The organism is Hydrogenophaga sp. OTU3427, from assembly GCF_038440225.1.
GTDB lineage: Bacteria > Pseudomonadota > Gammaproteobacteria > Burkholderiales > Burkholderiaceae_C > Hydrogenophaga.
Window position 1 is genome coordinate 1 of sequence record NZ_JASATI010000023.1, and the last position, 18,423, is coordinate 18,423.

The 18,423-nt window shown below is 68.6% G+C and carries 18 protein-coding genes and 1 pseudogene; 10 read left to right on the top strand and 9 right to left on the bottom strand.

From position 1 onward, the window contains the following. Positions 1-330: 330 nt before the first annotated feature. Positions 331-459: pseudogene (locus tag AAHB17_RS14185) on the top strand (cyclic pyranopterin monophosphate synthase MoaC); the annotation flags it as partial. 4 nt (positions 460-463) lie between these two features. Continuing rightward, positions 464-1,711, top strand: coding sequence for an MgtC/SapB family protein (locus AAHB17_RS14190; protein ID WP_342131277.1), 1,248 nt, complete (start codon positions 464-466; stop codon positions 1,709-1,711). A 16-nt stretch (positions 1,712-1,727) separates the two neighbouring features. On the opposite strand, the gene AAHB17_RS14195 is transcribed toward AAHB17_RS14190, so the two are convergent. The 4 genes from AAHB17_RS14195 to metX form a co-directional block, all read right to left on the bottom strand. After that, a complete protein-coding gene (locus AAHB17_RS14195) occupies positions 1,728-2,579 on the bottom strand; it encodes a 3-hydroxybutyryl-CoA dehydrogenase (protein WP_342131278.1) in 852 nt (283 codons plus the stop codon). 109 nt (positions 2,580-2,688) lie between these two features. Then, positions 2,689-3,039 carry an arsenate reductase (glutaredoxin) gene (gene arsC, locus AAHB17_RS14200; RefSeq protein ID WP_342131279.1) on the bottom strand — a complete coding sequence of 117 codons (351 nt, stop codon included), beginning with the start codon at positions 3,037-3,039 and terminating at the stop codon, positions 2,689-2,691. 25 nt (positions 3,040-3,064) lie between these two features. Then, on the bottom strand, positions 3,065-3,646 hold the full coding sequence (metW, locus tag AAHB17_RS14205) for a methionine biosynthesis protein MetW (RefSeq protein ID WP_342131280.1): 582 nt from the start codon (positions 3,644-3,646) through the stop codon (positions 3,065-3,067). Next, positions 3,643-4,833 carry a homoserine O-succinyltransferase MetX gene (gene metX / locus AAHB17_RS14210; RefSeq protein ID WP_342131281.1) on the bottom strand — a complete coding sequence of 397 codons (1,191 nt, stop codon included), beginning with the start codon at positions 4,831-4,833 and terminating at the stop codon, positions 3,643-3,645. Before metX ends, metW begins: the two co-directional genes overlap by 4 nt. Positions 4,834-5,019: 186 nt before the next feature. Here metX and AAHB17_RS14215 point away from each other — a divergent pair, with 186 nt between their 5' ends. Both AAHB17_RS14215 and AAHB17_RS14220 read left to right on the top strand, forming a co-directional pair. Then, the gene (locus AAHB17_RS14215) at positions 5,020-5,841 is read left to right on the top strand and encodes a formate/nitrite transporter family protein (RefSeq protein WP_342131282.1); all 822 of its coding nucleotides are present in this window, start codon (positions 5,020-5,022) and stop codon (positions 5,839-5,841) included. A 286-nt stretch (positions 5,842-6,127) separates the two neighbouring features. Continuing rightward, a complete protein-coding gene (locus AAHB17_RS14220; protein ID WP_342131283.1) occupies positions 6,128-6,553 on the top strand; it encodes an RNA recognition motif domain-containing protein in 426 nt (141 codons plus the stop codon). 115 nt (positions 6,554-6,668) lie between these two features. Here the strand turns inward: AAHB17_RS14220 and AAHB17_RS14225 are convergent, their stop codons facing one another. From AAHB17_RS14225 to AAHB17_RS14240, 4 genes are read right to left on the bottom strand one after another with little or no spacing between them, the layout of a single operon-like run. Further along, positions 6,669-7,481 carry an SDR family oxidoreductase gene (locus AAHB17_RS14225; RefSeq protein WP_342131284.1) on the bottom strand — a complete coding sequence of 271 codons (813 nt, stop codon included), beginning with the start codon at positions 7,479-7,481 and terminating at the stop codon, positions 6,669-6,671. Between the two features lie 3 nt (positions 7,482-7,484). Then, the gene (gene lptC, locus AAHB17_RS14230) at positions 7,485-8,108 is read right to left on the bottom strand and encodes an LPS export ABC transporter periplasmic protein LptC (RefSeq protein WP_342131285.1); all 624 of its coding nucleotides are present in this window, start codon (positions 8,106-8,108) and stop codon (positions 7,485-7,487) included. Continuing rightward, positions 8,105-8,650, bottom strand: a complete 546-nt coding sequence (locus tag AAHB17_RS14235) for a KdsC family phosphatase (RefSeq protein ID WP_342131286.1) — start codon at positions 8,648-8,650, stop codon at positions 8,105-8,107. The genes lptC and AAHB17_RS14235 overlap by 4 nt, the downstream gene beginning before the upstream one ends. A gap of 1 nt (position 8,651) precedes the next feature. Then, complete coding sequence (locus AAHB17_RS14240; protein ID WP_342131287.1) at positions 8,652-9,644, bottom strand: KpsF/GutQ family sugar-phosphate isomerase; 993 nt, start codon at positions 9,642-9,644, stop codon at positions 8,652-8,654. 59 nt (positions 9,645-9,703) lie between these two features. Here AAHB17_RS14240 and AAHB17_RS14245 point away from each other — a divergent pair, with 59 nt between their 5' ends. The 3 genes from AAHB17_RS14245 to AAHB17_RS14255 all read left to right on the top strand — a co-directional run bounded on the left by AAHB17_RS14245 (position 9,704) and on the right by AAHB17_RS14255 (position 13,410). Continuing rightward, entirely contained in the window at positions 9,704-11,689 is a 1,986-nt protein-coding gene (locus AAHB17_RS14245; protein WP_342131288.1) for a cation:proton antiporter domain-containing protein, read from the top strand. 114 nt (positions 11,690-11,803) lie between these two features. Next, positions 11,804-12,763 carry an MBL fold metallo-hydrolase gene (locus tag AAHB17_RS14250; RefSeq protein WP_342131289.1) on the top strand — a complete coding sequence of 320 codons (960 nt, stop codon included), beginning with the start codon at positions 11,804-11,806 and terminating at the stop codon, positions 12,761-12,763. Between the two features lie 101 nt (positions 12,764-12,864). Then, entirely contained in the window at positions 12,865-13,410 is a 546-nt protein-coding gene (locus AAHB17_RS14255; RefSeq protein WP_342131290.1) for an adenine phosphoribosyltransferase, read from the top strand. A 73-nt stretch (positions 13,411-13,483) separates the two neighbouring features. Here AAHB17_RS14255 and AAHB17_RS14260 read toward each other — a convergent pair whose 3' ends face one another. After that, entirely contained in the window at positions 13,484-14,179 is a 696-nt protein-coding gene (locus tag AAHB17_RS14260) for a hypothetical protein (RefSeq protein ID WP_342131291.1), read from the bottom strand. An 86-nt stretch (positions 14,180-14,265) separates the two neighbouring features. Here AAHB17_RS14260 and AAHB17_RS14265 point away from each other — a divergent pair, with 86 nt between their 5' ends. From AAHB17_RS14265 to AAHB17_RS14275, 3 genes are all read left to right on the top strand, one after another. Then, positions 14,266-16,083 (top strand): SulP family inorganic anion transporter, encoded by a 1,818-nt coding sequence (locus tag AAHB17_RS14265; RefSeq protein ID WP_342131292.1) that lies wholly within the window; start codon positions 14,266-14,268, stop codon positions 16,081-16,083. A gap of 123 nt (positions 16,084-16,206) precedes the next feature. Further along, positions 16,207-16,701, top strand: coding sequence for a chemotaxis protein CheW (locus AAHB17_RS14270; protein WP_342131347.1), 495 nt, complete (start codon positions 16,207-16,209; stop codon positions 16,699-16,701). A 135-nt stretch (positions 16,702-16,836) separates the two neighbouring features. Further along, a complete protein-coding gene (locus AAHB17_RS14275) occupies positions 16,837-18,402 on the top strand; it encodes a methyl-accepting chemotaxis protein (protein WP_342131293.1) in 1,566 nt (521 codons plus the stop codon). Positions 18,403-18,423: the final 21 nt, after the last annotated feature.

The following is an 18,423-nucleotide window of genomic DNA, read 5'->3' on the forward strand; positions in this document are numbered from 1 at the left end:
GCCGCAAGCCAAGCAAGGTGCGAAATAGTGATTCGGCGCCTTCGAAGCTTGGCGGGAATATGACTCACTGGGTACAAGGCTTTGGTCTCCAGCCAGCCCGTCTTCCCATGAAGTCTTATAAAGTGACGACGGTTGGCTAAAGCCCTGTGGCAATCGCGAGGCTAAATTCCCCCTGTGTGTCCTTCCCCGGCACCTCGCACGTCAACTTCCCGTATGCTCCAAGTGGCTTGGGCAAGTTTTGTCCAAGTTTTGTCCAACTGCGTTGGTTCAAAGCAGAGTTTTTCGATGTGCACTCACCGCCGTGGCGAAGCTAAGTCCTTGATTTATCAAGGACGACAGGTGGCCCTGCTGACCATCTACGACATGTGCAAGGCGGCCGACCGTGGCATGGAGATCGGCGGCGTGAAGCTGCTGGAAAAACACGGGGGCAAGTCGGGCAGCTACGTGCGCGCAGCCTGACGCCTTGGCCGATCCCCTGCTGCAACCCGCCACGCTGGCCGCCCTGGCCACGGCGCTGGGGTGTGGTCTGCTGGTGGGGCTGGAGCGCGAACGCCGCAAGCGGCGCGGCCCCCGGCGCGCGTTGGCGGGGCTGCGCACCTTCGCGCTCACCAGTGTCAGCGGCGTGGTCGCCATGCTCACCGGCCTGCCCGCGCTGGTGGCCGTGGGCGCCTTGCTGGTGGTGGGGCTCACGGTGGCGGGTTACCTGCGGGACCGCTCTGGCGACCCCGGCGTCACCACCGAGGTGGCGCTGTTCCTCACCTACCTGATCGGCGTGTTGTGCGCGCTCAGCCTGCCGCTGGCGGCGGGCCTGGCCGTGGTGCTGACGGCCCTGCTGGCCGCACGCGAGGCCCTGCACCGTTTCGCCACCGTGTGGTTGACGCCGGACGAGGTCCGCGACGGTGTCGTCCTGCTGGCGGTGGTGCTGATTGGCCTGCCCCTGCTGCCCGACCGCCCGTATTGGGGGCCGGTGCTCAACCCCCATGTGATCGGACAACTGCTGGCCTTGCTGCTGGTGCTGCAGTCGCTGGCCCACCTGTGCCGACGCCTGCTGGCGGCGCGCCATGCGCTGGCCCTGTCGTCCCTGGCCTCGGGCTTCGTGTCGAGCACGGCGACGGTGGCCACCCTGGGCGTGGCGGTGCGCGAAGGCCGGGGCAGCGCGGGGGCGATGGCCGGCGCGGCCTTGTTGTCGTGCGTGGCCACGCTGTTGCAGCTGTTGCTGGTGGCGGCCGCGGTGCAGCCGGCCTGGTGGCCGGTGCTGCTGTGGCCGTGCCTGGGGGGCGCTGCGCTGGCCCTGGCGTGGGGCGGCTGGATGTTGCGTGGGGCTGCGCCGGCGCCGTCCGAACCGCTGCCACCCGCCGACGGCCGCATGTTCAGTCTGCGCGCCGCTGCATGGATCGCGGCCCTGCTGGCCGGCATCCAGGTCGCGGTGTACGCCATGGGCCTTTGGCTGGGGCCCCAGGGCTTGCTGGCCGCCACGTTGCTGGCCTCGTGGGCCGAGTTGCACAGCGCGGTGGCGGCGGTGATGGCCACGGCCCTGCCCGGCGATGCACAACGGGCCGAGGCCACCATTGCCGCCGCGCTGGTGGTGCATGCCATCAGCAAATGTGTCAATGCCGGCGTCACCGGTGGCTGGCGCTATGCGCTGGCCCTGGCGCCCGGCCTGGTGGCACACACCGGGGCGGTGGCGGCCTGGCTGGTGCTGGGCCGCTGACCCCCCGGGCGGGGCATCAGTAGGTGTAGACGCCGCGCCCGGTCTTGCGGCCCAGCCAGCCGGCGGCCACCATTTCCTTGAGCAGCGGTGCAGGCCGGTACTTGCTGTCGTTGTATTCGGCCATGTAGACGTTCATCACGGCCAGGCAGACGTCCAGGCCGATCATGTCGGCCAGGGCCAGCGGGCCGATGGGCTGGTTGCAGCCCAGCTTCATGCCGGCGTCGATGTCCTCGGGCGTGGCCAGGCCTTCGGCGAGCACGAAGAAGGCCTCGTTGATCATCGGCACCAGGATGCGGTTGACCACAAAACCGGGCGCGTTCTTGACCGTGATCGGCGTCTTGCCCAGGGCCTCGGCCAGCGCCTTGACGGCGTCGTGGGTGGCGTCGCTGGTCTGCAGGCCGCGGATGATTTCCACCAGCGCCATCATGGGCACCGGGTTGAAGAAGTGCATGCCGATGAAGCGGTCGGCGCGCTGCGTGACGGCGGCCAGCTTGGTGATGGAAATCGAGCTGGTGTTGGTGGCGATGATGGTGCTGGCCGGCAGGGCGGCGTCCAGCTGGCGCAGGATCTTGGTCTTGAGGTCTTCGTTCTCGGTCGCTGCCTCGATCACCAGTTGCACGCCGAGCAGGTCGTCGTAGTCGGTGCTGCCTTGGATGCGGGCCATCGCGGCGTCCTTGTCGGCGGCGCTCAGCTTGTCCTTCTTGATCAGGCGGTCCAGGCTGCCCGCGACGGTGGCAATGCCTTTTTGCACGGCGGCTTCGTTGATGTCGACCATGACGACCGACAGGCCCGACACCGCGCAGGCCTGCGCAATGCCATTGCCCATGGTGCCCGCGCCGATGATGCCGACGGTTTGAATCAGAGACATGGAAACTCCTGAGGATGAGGGATGGGTTTGATTGTCAATTATCTTGGCGTTTCAGCCGGGCACGGCCGGGCCGCCGCCCGCTTGGGGTGGGCAGCGGTGGCGGGAACACTCAGAGGATGTCCAGCACCCGCTCGGGCGGTCGGCACAGCCGCGTGCCCCTTGGCGTGACCACAAAAGGCCGGTTGATCAGCACCGGATGGGCGGCCATGGCGTCGAGCAAGGCGGCGTCCGAGGTGCCGGGTGCGTCCAGGCCCAGTTCGCTGAACAGGGTTTCCTTGCTGCGCACGGCCTCGGGTGGCGTCAGGCCGGCGGCGGCGATGAGGGCGGCCAGCTCGGCCCGGCTGGGCGGCGTGTGCAGGTACGCGATCACCCGGGGCTCGTGCCCACGTTCGCGCAGCAGGGCCAGCGCGCCGCGCGAGTTGCTGCACACGGGGTTGTGGTAGATCGTGATGTCGGTCATGTTCGGAGTCCGGCTCGACGTTGGTTCAGCGGGTCAGCTTGAACACCGCCGTGCTGGCCCGCAGGTTGGGCAGCCAGCGGATTTCGCGGCCTTCGTGCAGGCCGAAGCTGTCTTCGACCCGCAGGCCGTTGCGCTGGGCCAGCACTTCGAAGTCGGTGTGTGTGCCGACGCGGATGTTGGGCGTGTCGTACCACTGGTAGGGCAGGCGTTTGGTCACCGGCATGCGGCCCGTCAGCACGCTCAGGCGGTTGGGCCAGTGGGCGAAGTTGGGGAAGGCGACGATACCGATGCGGCCGACGCGCGCGGTTTCGCGCAGCATGGTCTCGGCGTTGCGCAGGTGTTGCAGGGTGTCGATCTGCAGCACCACGTCGAAGCTCTGGTCGCCAAAGGCGCTCAGGCCTTCGTCGAGGTTGAACTGCAGCACGTTGACGCCGCGCTGCACGCAGGCCAGCAGCTTGTTGTCGTCGATTTCCACGCCGTAGCCGGTGCAGCCACGCGTGGCCTGCAGGTGGGCCAGCAGGGCGCCGTCGCCACAGCCGAGGTCGAGCACGCGCGCGCCCTGGGGCACAAGGCGGGCGATGGACTCCATCACGCTCAGCGCGCTCATGCCTTCACCTCCCCGGCGATGCGTTCGAAGTAGGCGCGCACCAGGTTCAGGTAGCGCGGGTCGTCCAGCAAAAAGGCGTCGTGCCCGTGCGGGGCGTCGATCTCGGCGTAGGAGACGTCGCGCTGGTTGTCCAGCAGCGCCTGCACGATCTCGCGGCTGCGCGCGGGCGAGAAGCGCCAGTCGGTGGTGAAGCTCACCAGCAGGAAGCTGGCCTTGGCGCGGGCCAGCGCCGCGCTGAGCCGGCCGCCGTGTTCGCGCGCCGGGTCGAAGTAGTCCAGCGCCCGGGTGATCAGCAGGTAGGTGTTGGCATCGAAGTAGGTGCTGAACTTGTCGCCCTGGTGGCGCAGGTAGCTTTCGATCTGGAACTCGACGTCCTGGGTGGTGTAGCGGTAATCGGTGCGCTCGCCGGGCGCGGCCTCGTCGTCGTCCACCGCGCTGGCGACCAGCGAACGCAGCTGCCGCCCGAACTTCTCGTTCATCACATCGTCGCTGAGGTAAGTGATGTGGCCGATCATGCGGGCGATGCGCAGGCCGCGCCGGGGCAGGGTGCCCGCGCGCAGGTAGTGACCGCCGTGGAAGTCGGGGTCGGTCACGATGGCGCGGCGCGCCACCTCGTTGAAGGCGATGTTCTCGGCCGTGAGGTTGGGTGCGCTGGCGATCACCACCGCGTGCCGCACCCGCTCGGGGTACTGCAGCGTCCAGCTCAGGGTCTGCATGCCGCCCAGGCTGCCACCCATGACGGCCGCCAGCTGCGTGATGCCCAGCGTGTCCAGCAGGCGGGCCTGGGCGTTGACCCAGTCCTCTACCGTCACCACCGGGAAGTCGGCGCCCCAGGCCTGGCCGGTGGCGGGGTTGACGTGGGTGGGTCCGGTGCTGCCGAAACACGAGCCCAGGTTGTTGACGCCGATGACGAAGAAGCGGTCGGTGTCCACCGGTTTGCCGGGGCCGATCATGTTGTCCCACCAGCCCTCGCTGCGCGGCTTGGGCTGGCCGTGTTCGTCCAGGTGCAGACCGGCGACATGGTGCGAGGCGTTGAGCGCGTGGCACACCAGCACGGCGTTGGAACGGTCTGCGTTGAGTTGCCCGTAGGTCTCGTAGACCAGTTCGTAGGCGGGCAGTGTGGCGCCGCTGCGCAAGGGCAGCGGCTGCGTGAACTGCTGGGTTTGGGGTGTGGCGATCAGGCTCAAGCGGCGGCATCCCGGGCCGTCACGCGGCCCAAAACAAAAAACCCGGTGCCGCAAAGCGCGAGACCGGGGTCCCCTCTTTAGCGGCATTTTTAACGCGCCCGCAATTTGGAAGAAATCGGCGCAGTGACCCGTAGTATATCGGCACGCTGGACCGATCGCCCAGCCCCACCACCGGAGCCCTTGCCCATGGCCGACATCTACGGACTCGATGCCTACGCCCCTGCCGAGGTGGCGCGCCGCGTGTTGAACGTGGGCGTCACCAAGGCCCGCCTGCCCGTGACGCAGACCCTCCTGCTGGGGGTGCTGGCCGGCGCCTTCATTGGCCTGGGCGCCCTGTTTTTCACCCTGGTCAAGTCGGACGCCAGCCTGGGCTTTGCGGCGTCGCAGGTGCTCGGGGGCGTGGTGTTTGCCCTGGGCCTGCAGCTGGTCGTGGTGGCCGGGGCCGAGCTGTTCACCGGCAACAACCTGCTGGCCATGGCCTGGGCGGCCGGTCAGCTCAGCACGCGCGAGGTGCTGCGCAACTGGCTGCTGGTGTGTGTGGCCAACTTCGTGGGAGCCGCCGGGCTGGCGCTGCTGGTCTACCTGAGCGGGCATGGGCAGATGAACGGCGGCGCCATCGGCCGCCAGGTGATGGCCATCGCCCATGCGAAGCAGGAACTGGCGCCCTGGCCCGCCTTTTTTCGCGGCGTGTTGTGCAATGTGCTGGTCTGTATGGCGGTGTGGATGGCCATGGCCGGGCGCAGCGTGACGGACAAGGCGGCGGCCATCGTGCCGCCGGTGGCCGCTTTTGTGGCGGCCGGCTTCGAGCACAGCATCGCCAACATGTACTGGTTCCCGCTGGCGCTGCTGCTGCAGGCCGGCGGGGATGTGCCGGCGGGCGCCTCGCCCGTCACCTGGTCGGGCATGCTGGGCAATCTGGGGCCGGTGATCGCCGGCAACCTGGTGGGCGGCAGCCTGCTGGTGGCGATGACCTACCACGTGATCTACCGCCGTGGCACCACGCCATGAACCGCCTGGGCCGGTCTTGTCACCGGGAAACGGTGTTCAGCGTTGCGGTTTCACAACGCACAAACGGCCCGCTTGCGGGGCAAATACCGGGCGGTGATCGCACGCAGCCGCGGTTTCCCAAAAAAAATGCCCATTTTCCCGGCCGGGGCGCATAATTGTTAAGCGCGGCCTGTGGGCTGCGTGATCAGTGATCGGACCGTTTCGCGTGCTACAGCGTTTCCTCGTGGGTTGTGCTTTCGGGACTCCATCGCTTTTTTCTCTTTAGTGTTTCTTGAGGAGTCCCTTGATGGGCAACAAACTGTACGTTGGCAACCTGCCATACACCGTGCGCGACGAAGACCTGCAACAGGCTTTTGGCGCTTTTGGCAATGTCAACAGCGCCAAGGTCATGATGGAGCGCGACACCGGCCGCTCCAAGGGCTTTGGTTTTGTGGAAATGGGCTCTGACGCTGAAGCGCAAAGCGCCATCAGCGGCATGAACGGTCAATCGCTGGGCGGTCGCAGCCTGGTGGTGAACGAAGCCCGTCCGATGGAAGCACGTCCCCCCCGCACCGGCGGTGGTGGCTTCGGTGGCGGCCGTCGCGAAGGCGGCGGTGGTGGTGGTTACGGCGGTGGCGGCAGCGATGGCGGCTTCCGCAGCCCCTACGGCGGCGGTGGCCGTCGCGAAGGCGGCGGCGGTGGTGGCTACGGCGGTGGCCGCGGCGGCTACTGATCGTTCCCCCGGGTGAGGCGCTCCGCGTTTCACCCCGGAACCCCAAAACCCTGCATGGCGTCTGGCCCTGCGGGGTTTTTGTTTTTGGGGCGCGGGGGTTTCGCGCGGCACCGGCTCAGGGTGCCGGCGGTGTGGCGGCGGCTTGTTCGCGCAGCCGCTTCTTGCGCCCGCGCCCGCTCAGCAGGCGGTCGAACAGCGGGTTGGGCAGCAGGCGCAGCAGCTTGGCCGCCACCCCCATCTGCCAGGGAATGACGCGGTAGCTGGTCTGCTCGGCGATGGCCTTGAAGGCCTGGTCGGCGAAGGCCTCGGGTGTCATCAGGAAGGGCATGGCGTAGCTGTTGTGCTGGGTCAGCGGCGTGGCCACGTAGCCGGGCACGATGGTGACCACCTTGACGCCGCTGCCACGCAGCTCGCCGCGCAGGCTTTCGCAGTAGGCCACCACGCCCGCCTTGCTGGCGCAGTAGGCGCCGTGCCCGGGCAGGCCACGGATGGCGGCCACGCTGGCCACGCCCACCAGGGTGCCGCTGCCGCGCGCGCGCATGCCCGCCAAGAAGGGGTGGAAGGCGGCGGCCGTGCCCACGTTGTTGAGCGCAAAGGTGTGGGCCATCACGTCCAGGTCTTCGCGTTCGGCGGTGTCCATGCCAATGCTCTGGCCGGCGCTGGCCAGCACCACGTCGGGCAGGCCCATCTCGGCCAGGCAGCGCTGGCCGGCGGCGACGGTGCTGTCGATGTCGGCCACGTCGGCGCCATAGACCCGGCAGCGCTCGGGCCCCAGGCCCTGGCTGCTGGCCCAGGCTTGCATCTCGTCCACCCGGCGGGCCACCAGGGCCAGCCGGTGGCCGGCCTGCGCGTGGCGAGCCGCCAGCGCCTGGCCGATGCCGCTGGACGCACCGGTGACGAACAGCAGGGGGGCGGGCGGGTGGGCCATGGCTCAGCGCGCGCCCAGGTTGGCCTGCACGCGGCCGGTCAACAGGGCCACGCCCGTGTCGTCGCGGTAGTCCAGCGTGTTGGCGCGGATGCGGTCACGCCCGCGCAGCAGCAGCACCGCCTGTTCGGACACCACCCGCCGGTCATTGACCAGCACCTTGAGGTGTTCGCCCTGGAACTCCAGCCGCGGGCGCGGCGGGCCGCTGTGGCTGGCTTCGCGCACCACCACCGCCTGGCCGCGCAGCACGAATTCGGTCTGATCGGCGTTGGTGGTGACGCGTTGGGCCTGCGAGGTGGTCAGCACGCCGCCGGGCTGCACGCTGCGGATGCGCGCCTGGTCGATCTCGGTGCTGTTGGTGTCGGGGTAGTGGCGCGCCTCGATGCCGCGCACTTCCGAGCGCAAGCTGCCGTCGACGTGGAAGGTGCGCACCGCGAAGTCGCGCATGAAGTAGTCGGGTTCGTGCTGGGGCGGCCGTTCAACGGCCGCCACGCCCGGCTCGGGTGTGACGCGCAGCAGCCAGTACGAGCCCATGGCCAGCACCCCCATGAGCACCACCGGCAGGTAGATGGTGAAGCGGTCCCAGCCTCGGCGCAGGCCGCGCCGCCAGGGGAGTGGCTGGCCGCTCATCGGCAGGCCTCGTCCAGCAAGGCGGCGTAGTGGCCGCTGGCCACCAGCAGCAGGTCGCAGCATTCGCGCACGGCGCCCTGCCCACCGGCGGCGCGGGTGACATGGTGGGCCACGGCCAGCACCTCGGCCTGGGCGCCCGGCGGCACACAGGCCAGGGCGCTGCGGGTGAGCAGGGCCAGATCGGGCCAGTCGTCGCCCATGGCGGCGGCCTGGGCCCAGTCCAACCCGAGTTCGGCCAGGATGGCCTCGGCCGCCGGGCGTTTGTCCTCGGTGCCAAAACGCGCGTGTGTCACGCCCAGCGCTTTCAGCCGCAGCCGCAGCGCGGGCGAGTCGCGCCCGGTGACCACCGCCGGTGTGATGCCGGCGCGCTGCAGCAGCTTGATCCCGTGGCCGTCGAGCGTGTGAAACCGTTTGGTCGTCTCGCCGAGCTCGGTGAAGTACAGGCCGCCGTCGGTGAGGACACCATCGACGTCGAAGAACACCACCTTCACCGGCTGCGCGCGCAGCAGCAGCTCGGGTGGGAAGCTGAGCACGGGTTTCAAGTCAGATCACCTTGGCACGCATGAGGTCGTGGCTGTTCAGTGCGCCGCAAAGCTTGCCGGCGGCATCCACCACCAGCACGCTGTTGATGCGGTGATGTTCCATCAGCTCGGCGGCGCTCGCGGCCAACGCGTCCTCGCGCACGGTGCGGGGTTGTCGGTGCATCACGTCGCACGCCATCGCGGTGCGCAGGTCGCCGCCCTGTTCGATCAGGCGGCGCAGGTCGCCGTCGGTGAACACACCCACCGGCAACTGGTCGGCGTCCACCACCGCGCTGGCGCCCAGGCCCTTGGCGGTCATTTCGCGCATCAGGTCCATCAGCGTGGCGTCCAGCGGCACCTGGGGCACGCCGTCGCCGGTGCGCATGACGTCGCGCACATGGGTCAGCAGCTTGCGGCCCAGGGCGCCGCCGGGGTGGGAGCGGGCGAAATCGTTGGGACGGAAGCCGCGTGCGTCCAGCAAGGCCATGGCCAGGGCATCGCCCAGGGCCAGCTGGGCCGTGGTGCTGGCGGTGGGGGCCAGGTTGTGGGGGCAGGCTTCCTTGTCGACGCCGCTGTCCAGCACCTGGTCGGCATGGCGGCCCAGGCTGGAGCCTGGTTTGCCGGTCATGGCGATCAGTGGCACACCCATGCGTTTGATCAAGGGCAGCAGCACGGTGAGCTCCTCGCTTTCGCCGCTGTTGCTGATGGCCAGAACGACGTCGCCGTCGGTGACCATGCCCAGGTCGCCGTGGCTGGCCTCGGCGGGATGGACAAACATGGCGGGTGTGCCGGTGGAGGCCAGGGTGGCGGCGATCTTGCGGCCCACGTGGCCACTTTTGCCCATGCCCATCACCACCACGCGGCCATGGCAGGCGATCACGGCCTGCACGGTCCGGGTGAAGTCCTCCCCCAGCCGGGCGGCCAGGGACAAGACAGCCTGGCCTTCGATGTCCAGGGTCTCGCGGGCCATGGCCAGTGCGCGGGCGCGGTCGATGTGGGCGACGGTCTCAGTCATGGCCGGCATTATCGGCCAAGGGTCCGGTCCCCACAGGCTCTGCCGTTAACATGCCCGGCATGACCGCTCTGGACCTGACGCTGCTCTACCTGCTCGCCGCCGTGGTGGGCGTGGTGTTGTGCCGCCAGTTCAAGCTGCCGCCCATTCTGGGTTACCTCGCGGTGGGTGTGGTGATCGGACCCAACACACTGGCGCTGGCGCAGAACTCGAGCGGCGTGCGTTACCTCGCCGAGTTCGGCGTGGTGTTCCTGATGTTTGTCATCGGGCTGGAGTTCAGCCTGCCCAAGCTGCGCACCATGAAGCGCCACGTGTTTGGTCTGGGCCTGTCGCAGGTGGCGCTGACGCTGATGCTGACCTCGGCCGGCTCGTTGGCCCTGGCCTGGCTGCTGCCGCGCTGGTGGCAGATGGAGTGGCGCACCGCGCTGGCGCTGGGCGGGGTGATGGCCATGAGCAGCACCGCCATCGTCATCAAGCTGGTGGCCGAGCGCCTGGAGCTGGAGAGCGAGCACGGCAAGCGGGTGGTGGGCATCCTGCTGTTCCAGGATCTGGCCGTGGTGCCGCTGCTGGTGCTGATTCCGGCCCTGGGCGCCGAGCCCGAGCAACTGCTGGCCTCGCTGGGCGTGGCCGTGCTCAAGGCCACGGTGCTGCTGGGCGTGCTGCTCACCGGCGGGCAGAAGGTCATGCGCTGGTGGCTGACCTTGGTGGCGCGCCGCAAGAGCGACGAGCTGTTCATGCTCAACCTGCTGCTCATCACCCTGGGCCTGGCCTGGATGACCGAGCACGCCGGGCTGTCGCTGGCCCTGGGCGCCTTCGTGGCCGGCATGCTGATCTCGGAGACCGAATACAAACACCAGGTGGAAACCGACATCCGGCCCTTCCACGACGTGTTGCTGGGCCTGTTCTTCATCACCATCGGCATGATGCTGGACTGGCGCATCCTGGTCGAGCGCTGGCCGATGGTGCTGCTGCTGCTGACCCTGTCCATCGGCTTCAAGCTGGTCATGATCACCGGGCTGGCGCGCCTGTTTGGCGCCACGGCGGGGGTGGCGTTGCGGGTGGGCCTGTACCTGGCCCAGGCGGGCGAATTCGGCCTCGTGCTGCTGGCGCTGGCCGGGCAGCACCAACTGGTGCCGCCGCAGTTGTTCAACCCCATCCTGGCGTCCATGGTCCTGTCCATGCTGGCCACGCCCTTCATCATCATCCACGCCAACACCATCGTCACCCGGCTGGTGGGCAGCGACTGGCTGATGCAGTCGGTGCAGATGACCAGCATCGCGCGGCGCTCCATCAGTGCCGACAAACACGTCATCATCTGCGGCTATGGCCGCTGCGGGCAGAACCTGGCCCGCATGCTCGAAGGCGAAGGCATCCCCTACATGGCGCTGGACCTGGACCCCGACCGCGTGCGCCAGGCCGCCGCCGCCGGCCAGAGCGTGGTCTTCGGCGACGCCTCGCGCCTGCAGGCCCTGATGGCCGCCGGCTTGCACCGCGCCAGTGCTGTTGTGGTGACCTACCTGGACATTCCCAGCGCCCTGAAGGTGCTGGCCAACGCCCGCGAACACGCGCCGCGCGTGCCGGTGGTGGTGCGCACGGTGGACGACCGCGAGCTGGACAAGCTGCGCGAGGCCGGCGCCACCGAGGTGGTGCCTGAGGCCATCGAGGCCAGCCTGATGCTGGCCAGCCACGCGCTGGCGCTGGTGGGCGTGCCCATGCGACGGGTGATCCGGCTGGTGCGGGACCAGCGCGACGCCCGCTATGGCCTGTTGCGTGGCTACTTCCACGGCGCTGGCGACGGGGGCATCGACGATGCCGACCAGGAGCGCCTGACCACCCTGTCACTGCCACCGGCCAGCCGCTTGAAGGGCACCGCGGTGGGTGACCTGAGATTGCGCGCCATCGGTGTGCAGCTGATCAGCCTGCGCCGCGCCAATGGCAAACCGGCGGCGCTGGATGACACGCTGATGCTGGAGGGCGGCGACACCCTGGTGCTGTCGGGCACGCCCACCGCGCTGGCGCTGGCCGAAGCGCAGTTGCTGGGAGGATAAAACCCGACTGTCAGGTTGGAAATTGAACTGGTTGGTTTTTTGTTTGCATGCTTGCGGTTAACCTGCGCGCCTGTGCTGAACTCCAAACCCCCATTTCCAGGAGATTTCCCCGCCATGGACAGACGCCATTTCCTCGGAGCCGGCATCGCCGGTGCCTCCGCCCTGACGTTTTCTTCCGTCTGGTCGCAAGCCTCGCCCAACTTCGGTGTGCCCAGCCTGCCGGCACCGGGTTTCAAGCGCATGAAGCTCGGGGCGATGGAGGTCATCGCGCTCAACGACGGCGCCACCCGCCGTCCGTTGGGCGAGGAGTTCGTGCGCAACGCGCCGCTGGAGCAGGTCAAGTCGCTGCTGGCCTCGCAGAACCTGCCCACCGATTACGTGGACATTCCCTACACGCCGTACCTGGTGCTCAGTGGCAACACCCGGTTCCTGATCGACACCGGCTTTGCCGACAACGGCCCGCCGACCACCGGCAAGGTGGCCGGGCATCTGGCGGCCCTGGGACTCAAGCCCGAGGACATCGACCACGTCATCATCAGCCACTACCACGGCGACCACATCAATGGCCTGCGCAAGAAGAACGGTTCGCTGACCTATCCCAAGGCCAAGGTGCATGTGCCGGCGCCCGAGCATGCCTTCTGGTTCGATGACGCCAAGATGAACGCCGCGCCGCCGGCCTTGAAGGGGGCGTTCGAGAACGCACGCCGCGTCATCGGCGCCATCCCCGCCGAACAGCTGCTGCGCTTTGAGCCCGGGGCCGAACTGGCGCCTGGCATCCGCGCCGAAGCCGCCTTTGGCCACACGCCCGGCATGAACCTGTTCACCCTCAGTTCAGAAGGCCAGCGCTTCGTCTATGTGGCCGATGTCACCAACATCCCGTCGCTGTTTGCGCGCAGCCCCGACTGGGCGGTGTCGTTCGACATGGACCCGGAGATGGCCCGCCAGACGCGCCGCCGCGTGTTCGACATGTTGATCAAGGACAACACAACCGTGGGCGGATTCCACTTCCCCTTCCCGGCCATTGGCACCATGCAGGCCGCCGGCAGCGGCTACGCGTTCCAGCCGCTGGCCTGAACCCCGCACCCGCACCCGCCGACCGCCGGGTCGGTGGGGCGGCGGGTGGGCGTCCGGGCCGATAATGGCGGCCCACCCTGCCTGCCTTGCTGCCTTGCGCCATGGACACCTCCGCCTACCTCAAGTCCCACATCCGCACCGTGCCCGACTGGCCGGCCCCGGGCGTCCAGTTCCGCGACATCACGCCGCTGCTGCAGGACCCCAAGGTGTTCCGGGTGCTGATCGACACCTTTGTCCACCGCTACATGGACCGCGCTCTGCGCCCCGACGTGGTGGCCGGGCTGGACGCGCGCGGCTTCATCATCGGCTCCGTGCTGGCCTATGAGCTCGGGGTCGGCTTTGTGCCCATCCGCAAGAAGGGCAAGCTGCCCTTCACCACGGTGGAGGAAACCTACGAGCTGGAGTACGGCAGCGCCACGGTGGAGCTGCACACCGACGCCGTCCAGACCGGTGACCGGGTGGTGCTGATCGACGACCTGATCGCCACCGGCGGCACCATGATGGCCGGCAAGAAACTGCTGGAGAAACTGGGCGCCAAGGTCATCGAAGGCGCCGCCATCGTCGACCTGCCCGAGCTGGGCGGCTCGCAGCGCCTGCGCGACGGCGGCCTGGCGCTGTTCACCCTGCTCGATTTTTCCGGGCATTGAGAACGTGTTGGCGATCTGCAAGGGGACCTCTTGCAGATCGCCAACACGTTCTGAGGCCGTCCGGTGCGGGCCTTCAGCTCAGCTTGCCGTACTGTGTTTCGCTGAGCGAGCCGAACTCGGTGCCCGGCTTGTCGTCGGTGTTGATGGTCGGCTCGAAGTCAGGCATGTCCTGCGGCGACAGCGGCGGGGGCTTGCGGGTCGCGCGGCTGCCGCCGCCGGCCTCGCGCAGGGCGGCCTGAAAGGCCTGGATCTCGTCTTCAGACACATCGTGGTCGGTCGCAGGGGGTGGCGTGGCGGCGGCCTTCGGGGCCACGGGGGGCGTGCGCGCAGGCGCGGGATTGACCGGGGTTGCCGCCTGCACCGCCGCGGCCGGCGCTGTGGTCACGTGGCCGCGCCAGTAGACCGCCTTCACCTTGAAGCCCAAGCGACGCTCTTCCATCAGGTGCTGCAGGCCGGCTTCGTAGCTCTTCTCGAAGCTGGGTTCTGCCGTGGGCGCACTGGCCTGCCAGTCCACCATGACGATGAACTGCTCGCCTGCCGGGTCCAGCGTCAGCACCTTGAACTTGTAGTGGCTGCTGAGCACGCCCAGGCGGATCATGTTCTCGCGCACCAGGGCGAACAGCTGCTCGCGCCGGGTGCTGCGCTGCTGGCGCAGGCCGCTGGAGCCGGCGTGGCTGGCATGGGCCTTGGCGGTCGAGGGCGACGCAGCATGGGTCTCGCTGCCACGCAGCCAGCGCCAGAGGCGGTCGAGGGCGGGGGTGTGGGCCATCGCCCGAGTATCACAAAAGCCGCGCCCCGGCGCCAGACCCGGCTGTCCGCCCCGCCCAGGGGGCTGCCGTTATGCTTGGCGCCGACATGTCAGTTTCCCTCGCCCCATCCCCCCTTCGCCGCCTCGGCGCCCGGCTGTTCGGCCCCTGGGTGTTCCAGGTGTCCGGGCCCAGCCTGCGGGCCGATGCGCTGGCCGGGCTGCTGGGCACGGTGCTGGCCCTGCCCCAGGGCATCGCCTTCGCCGCGCTGGCCGGCCTGCCCATCGAAATGGGCATTTATTCGGCCATCGTGCCCACCCTGGTCGCGGCCCTGTTCGGTTCCAGCTGGCATGTGGTCTCCGGCCCCACCAACGCCTTGTCGCTGGCCCTGCTGAGCATGCTGGCGCCACTGGCGGCCACCGGCAGCGCCGCCTATGTGCAGCTGGCCCTGGCCATCACCCTGCTCGTGGGGCTGATGCAGTGGCTGATCGGCGCCCTGCGCCTGGGGGCGCTGGCCAACTTCATTTCGCCCACCGCGCTGTTCGGCTTCACCGCTGGCGCCGCGCTGCTGATCGCGGTCTATGCCCTGGTCGATGTGCTGGGCCTGCAGGCCCATGGCGTGCGCGGCGCGCCGGCCGTGCTGGCCCACCTGGCCGGCCAGTGGCAACTGGTCACGTGGCAGGCGCCCGCGGTCGCGGGGCTCACCCTGGTGGTGGCCTGGGGGCTGCGCTGGCGCTGGCCACGTTCGCCACACCTGTTGCTGGGGCTGGTGGCCGGCACCGTCCTGGCCGTGGTGCTGCAGCGCGGCGGCTGGCAGGGTGAGGCCCTGCGCCAGGTGGGGGCCATGCCCTCGCCCTGGCCACAGCCCAGCCTGCCGCGCCTGGAGTGGGCGCGCCTGCCGGAGCTGCTGAGCATGGCCTTCGCCATGACCATCGTGGCCCTGGGGCAGACCATCTCCATCGCCAAGGCGGTGGCGGCGCGCAGCGGCCAGCGCATCGATGCCAACCGCGAGTTCATGGGCCAGGGCCTGGCCAACGTTGCCGGGGCCTTCTTCTCGTGCTACGTGTCCTGCGGCTCGCTCAACCGCTCGGTGCCCAACCTGCAGGCCGGCGCCCGCACGCCGCTGGCGGCGGTGCTGGCGGCCCTGTTCATGCTGGTGCTGGTCGGTGCGGTGTCTGGCTGGCTGGCGCAGATCCCCATGGCCGCCATTGCCGCCCTGCTGTTGCTGGTGGCCTGGAGCCTGTTCGATCTGCGGCGCTGGCGCGAGCTGTGGCGGGTGAGCCGGCGCGACTTCTGGATCGCGGCCGCGACCTTGCTGGCCACCGTCACGCTGCGGCTGGAAATGGCCATCGTGCTGGGCACCTTGTTGTCGTTGACGGTGTTCCTGCACCGCACCTCGCGCCCGGCGATGCGCAGCATGGGCTTCGACAGCCCGCCGGACCGCCCGGCCGCGAACCGGCCTTTCGTAGTGCTGGGCAACACACCCGGCGCCTTGCCCGAATGCCCGCAGCTCAAGCTGCTGCGCATGGAGGGTGAGGTCTACTTTGGCGCGGTGCAACACGTGGCCGACACCCTGCACGCCCAGCGCGAGGCGCCCGGGGCGCAACGCCACCTGCTGGTCATGGGCAAGAGCATGAACTTCATCGACCTGGCCGGCGCCGAACTCTGGGCCGACGAACTCAGGGCGCGCCGGGCCATGGGCGGCGACCTGTACTTCCACCGCCCGCGCCCCGAGGTCATCGAGATCTGGCAGCGCACCGGCTTTGACCGGTGGCTGGGCGCCGATCACCTGTTCCCCGACAAGGCCACCGCGATTGCGTCCATCGTGCCGCGCCTGGACAGTGACATTTGTGGCAGATGCCGCGCCAGAATTTTCAAAGAATGTGAAACTAGGCCAAAGCTGGCCGACAATGTTGATCAGCCTTGACAGAATTCCGGGCTTGCGCGAGGCTCAAAGTCCGGACGCGGGTGCCGATACTTCATAACAGTTCACAGTCTCAGACGAGGAGTTTGCATGAATACACAAATACAGGGAATGGGCGCGGCCGGCATGCGCGGGCGCGCCGGGGCCGAACAGGGTGGCGGCTCGAAAGCGACCTCGGAGTACCTGACCTTTCGCCTGGGCGCCGAGGAGTACGGCATCGATATCCTGCGTGTGCAGGAGATCCGCTCGTACGAGGAGCCCACGCGCATCGCGAACTCGCCGAATTTCATCAAGGGGGTGGTCAACCTGCGCGGCGTGATCGTGCCGGTGGTGGACCTGCGCATCAAACTGGGTTGCGAGTCGGTCGAATACAACGGTTTCACCGTCGTCATCGTGCTCAACGTCAAGGGCCGCGTGGTCGGTGCCGTCGTCGATTCGGTGTCCGACGTGCTGGAACTGGCCAAGGACCAGATCAACCAGGCGCCCGAGATGAGCACTACGGTGGACACCACCTTCATCACCGGCATCGCCAGCGTGGGCGAACGCATGCTGATCCTCATGGACATCGAGTCGCTGATGAGCAGCGCCGACATGGGCCTGATCGACGCCACGGTGGCTTGAGCGGGGCGCTTGGCGCGGGTGACGGATGCGGGCCAGCGGCGAGCCGGCCGATGGCATCTGCCCGCTCGGACAGTCCACCCGGCGCATGGAGCGCTGCCTGAGGTGGCGTGAGCGTGCACAACGGAGACAAGAAAAATGGGTTTGACGACTTTGATGCGCCGGTTCTCGATCCGACTGCGCATGATCGGTGCCATCGGTGTGGTGCTGTGCCTGCTGATCATGGTGGGTGGTGCCGGCCTGTGGGGCATGCAGCGGCTCAATGCGCTCAATGAGGAATTCGCCGAACACGTGTTCGCCGAGACCGTTGCGCTGACACAGATGCACGTGGCCCTGGGGCAGTTGCGCCGCTACGAGCGCGACATGATCGTCAACTACGAAAAGCCCGAACAGGTGCGGCTGGCCAAGGCGGCCTGGGACACGGCGCGGCAAAAGCTCGACGTCCAGCTCAAGGCCATGCTGGCCGGCGAGGAAGACGAGGACAACGCGCTGCTGCGCGAGATGGCCGGCCTGCTGGAGCGCTACTACAAGGCGGTGGACCCGGTGGCCCGTTCGCTGGCCAATGGCGACTACGACTCGGCCACGGTGGCCAACACGGTGCTGCGTGCCGCCCATGGCGCCTTCGAGCAGGTGGACAAGCTGATGGCGCAACTCGAGAAGGTGCTCGATGGCGAGGCCGCTGGCGTGCGCAGCCACAGCGAATCGGCCAGCCGGCAGACCCTGCTGGTCTTTGGGGTGGCGCTGGCCGTGGCGGCGCTGGTCGTGGTGCCCACCACCCTGGCCAACATGCACAGCATCTGCAAGCCGCTGGAGCAGGCCCAGCGTTTTGCCCAGGCCGTGTCGGCGGGCGACCTGACGCAGGACGCCGACCGCGCCGGGCAGGATGAACTGGCCGCGCTGCTGGGGGCGCTGGCCGACATGCAGGGTTCGATCGCCCGCATCGTGGGCGAGGTGCGCCACGCCACCGACAGCCTGGGCACGGCCAGCGCCGAAATCGCCAGCGGCAACCAGGACCTGAGCCTGCGCACCGAACAGGCCGCCAGCAGCCTGGAGGAGACCGCCTCCAGCATGGAGCAGCTCACCTCCAGCGTGCAGCAGTCGGCCGAGGCGGCACGTCAGGCCAGCGACATGGCCACCAACAATGCCGGCGTGGCCGAGCAGGGCGGGCAGGCCGTGGGCCAGGTCGTCTCCACCATGCAGGAGATCCATGACAGCAGCCGCAGGATCAACGACATCATCGGCACCATCGACGGCATCGCGTTCCAGACCAACATCCTGGCGCTCAATGCGGCGGTGGAAGCCGCCCGCGCTGGCGAGCAGGGGCGGGGCTTCGCGGTGGTGGCGGGCGAGGTGCGCACGCTGGCGCAGCGCAGCGCGCAGGCGGCCAAGGAGATCAAGGAGCTGATTGGCAACAGCGTGGACAAGGTCGAGACCGGGACCGCGCAGGTGCACCGCGCCGGCCAGACCATCGGCGACATCGTGGCCAACGCGCAGAAGATCTCCAGCTTCATCGGCGCCATCACGGCATCGGCCAACGAGCAGTCCGAGGGCATCGCCCAGGTCAACGCCGCCATCGCCCAGCTCGACCAAGGCACGCAGCAGAACGCGGCCCTGGTGGAGCAGAGCGCGGCGGCGGCCGACAGCCTGCGCGAGCAGGCCCAGCGCCTGAGCGAAGTGGTGGCGGTGTTCCGCCTGCGGGCCTGAGCCCGCCGCGACGGGGCACAC

Bases quoted from the DNA above. Each gene is read 5' to 3' on its own strand.
- AAHB17_RS14260 (WP_342131291.1), bottom strand. From the start codon at position 14,179: ATGGCCCACACCCCCGCCCTCGACCGCCTCTGGCGCTGGCTGCGTGGC.
- AAHB17_RS14255 (WP_342131290.1), top strand. From the start codon at position 12,865: ATGGACACCTCCGCCTACCTCAAGTCCCACATCCGCACCGTGCCCGAC.
- AAHB17_RS14225 (WP_342131284.1), bottom strand. From the start codon at position 7,481: ATGGCCCACCCGCCCGCCCCCCTGCTGTTCGTCACCGGTGCGTCCAGC.
- metW (WP_342131280.1), bottom strand. From the start codon at position 3,646: ATGAGCGCGCTGAGCGTGATGGAGTCCATCGCCCGCCTTGTGCCCCAG.
- AAHB17_RS14245 (WP_342131288.1), top strand. From the start codon at position 9,704: ATGACCGCTCTGGACCTGACGCTGCTCTACCTGCTCGCCGCCGTGGTG.
- lptC (WP_342131285.1), bottom strand. From the start codon at position 8,108: ATGAGCGGCCAGCCACTCCCCTGGCGGCGCGGCCTGCGCCGAGGCTGG.
- arsC (WP_342131279.1), bottom strand. From the start codon at position 3,039: ATGACCGACATCACGATCTACCACAACCCCGTGTGCAGCAACTCGCGC.
- AAHB17_RS14265 (WP_342131292.1), top strand. From the start codon at position 14,266: ATGTCAGTTTCCCTCGCCCCATCCCCCCTTCGCCGCCTCGGCGCCCGG.
- AAHB17_RS14220 (WP_342131283.1), top strand. From the start codon at position 6,128: ATGGGCAACAAACTGTACGTTGGCAACCTGCCATACACCGTGCGCGAC.
- AAHB17_RS14270 (WP_342131347.1), top strand. From the start codon at position 16,207: ATGCGCGGGCGCGCCGGGGCCGAACAGGGTGGCGGCTCGAAAGCGACC.
- AAHB17_RS14195 (WP_342131278.1), bottom strand. From the start codon at position 2,579: ATGTCTCTGATTCAAACCGTCGGCATCATCGGCGCGGGCACCATGGGC.
- AAHB17_RS14240 (WP_342131287.1), bottom strand. From the start codon at position 9,644: ATGACTGAGACCGTCGCCCACATCGACCGCGCCCGCGCACTGGCCATG.
- AAHB17_RS14250 (WP_342131289.1), top strand. From the start codon at position 11,804: ATGGACAGACGCCATTTCCTCGGAGCCGGCATCGCCGGTGCCTCCGCC.
- AAHB17_RS14275 (WP_342131293.1), top strand. From the start codon at position 16,837: ATGGGTTTGACGACTTTGATGCGCCGGTTCTCGATCCGACTGCGCATG.
- AAHB17_RS14215 (WP_342131282.1), top strand. From the start codon at position 5,020: ATGGCCGACATCTACGGACTCGATGCCTACGCCCCTGCCGAGGTGGCG.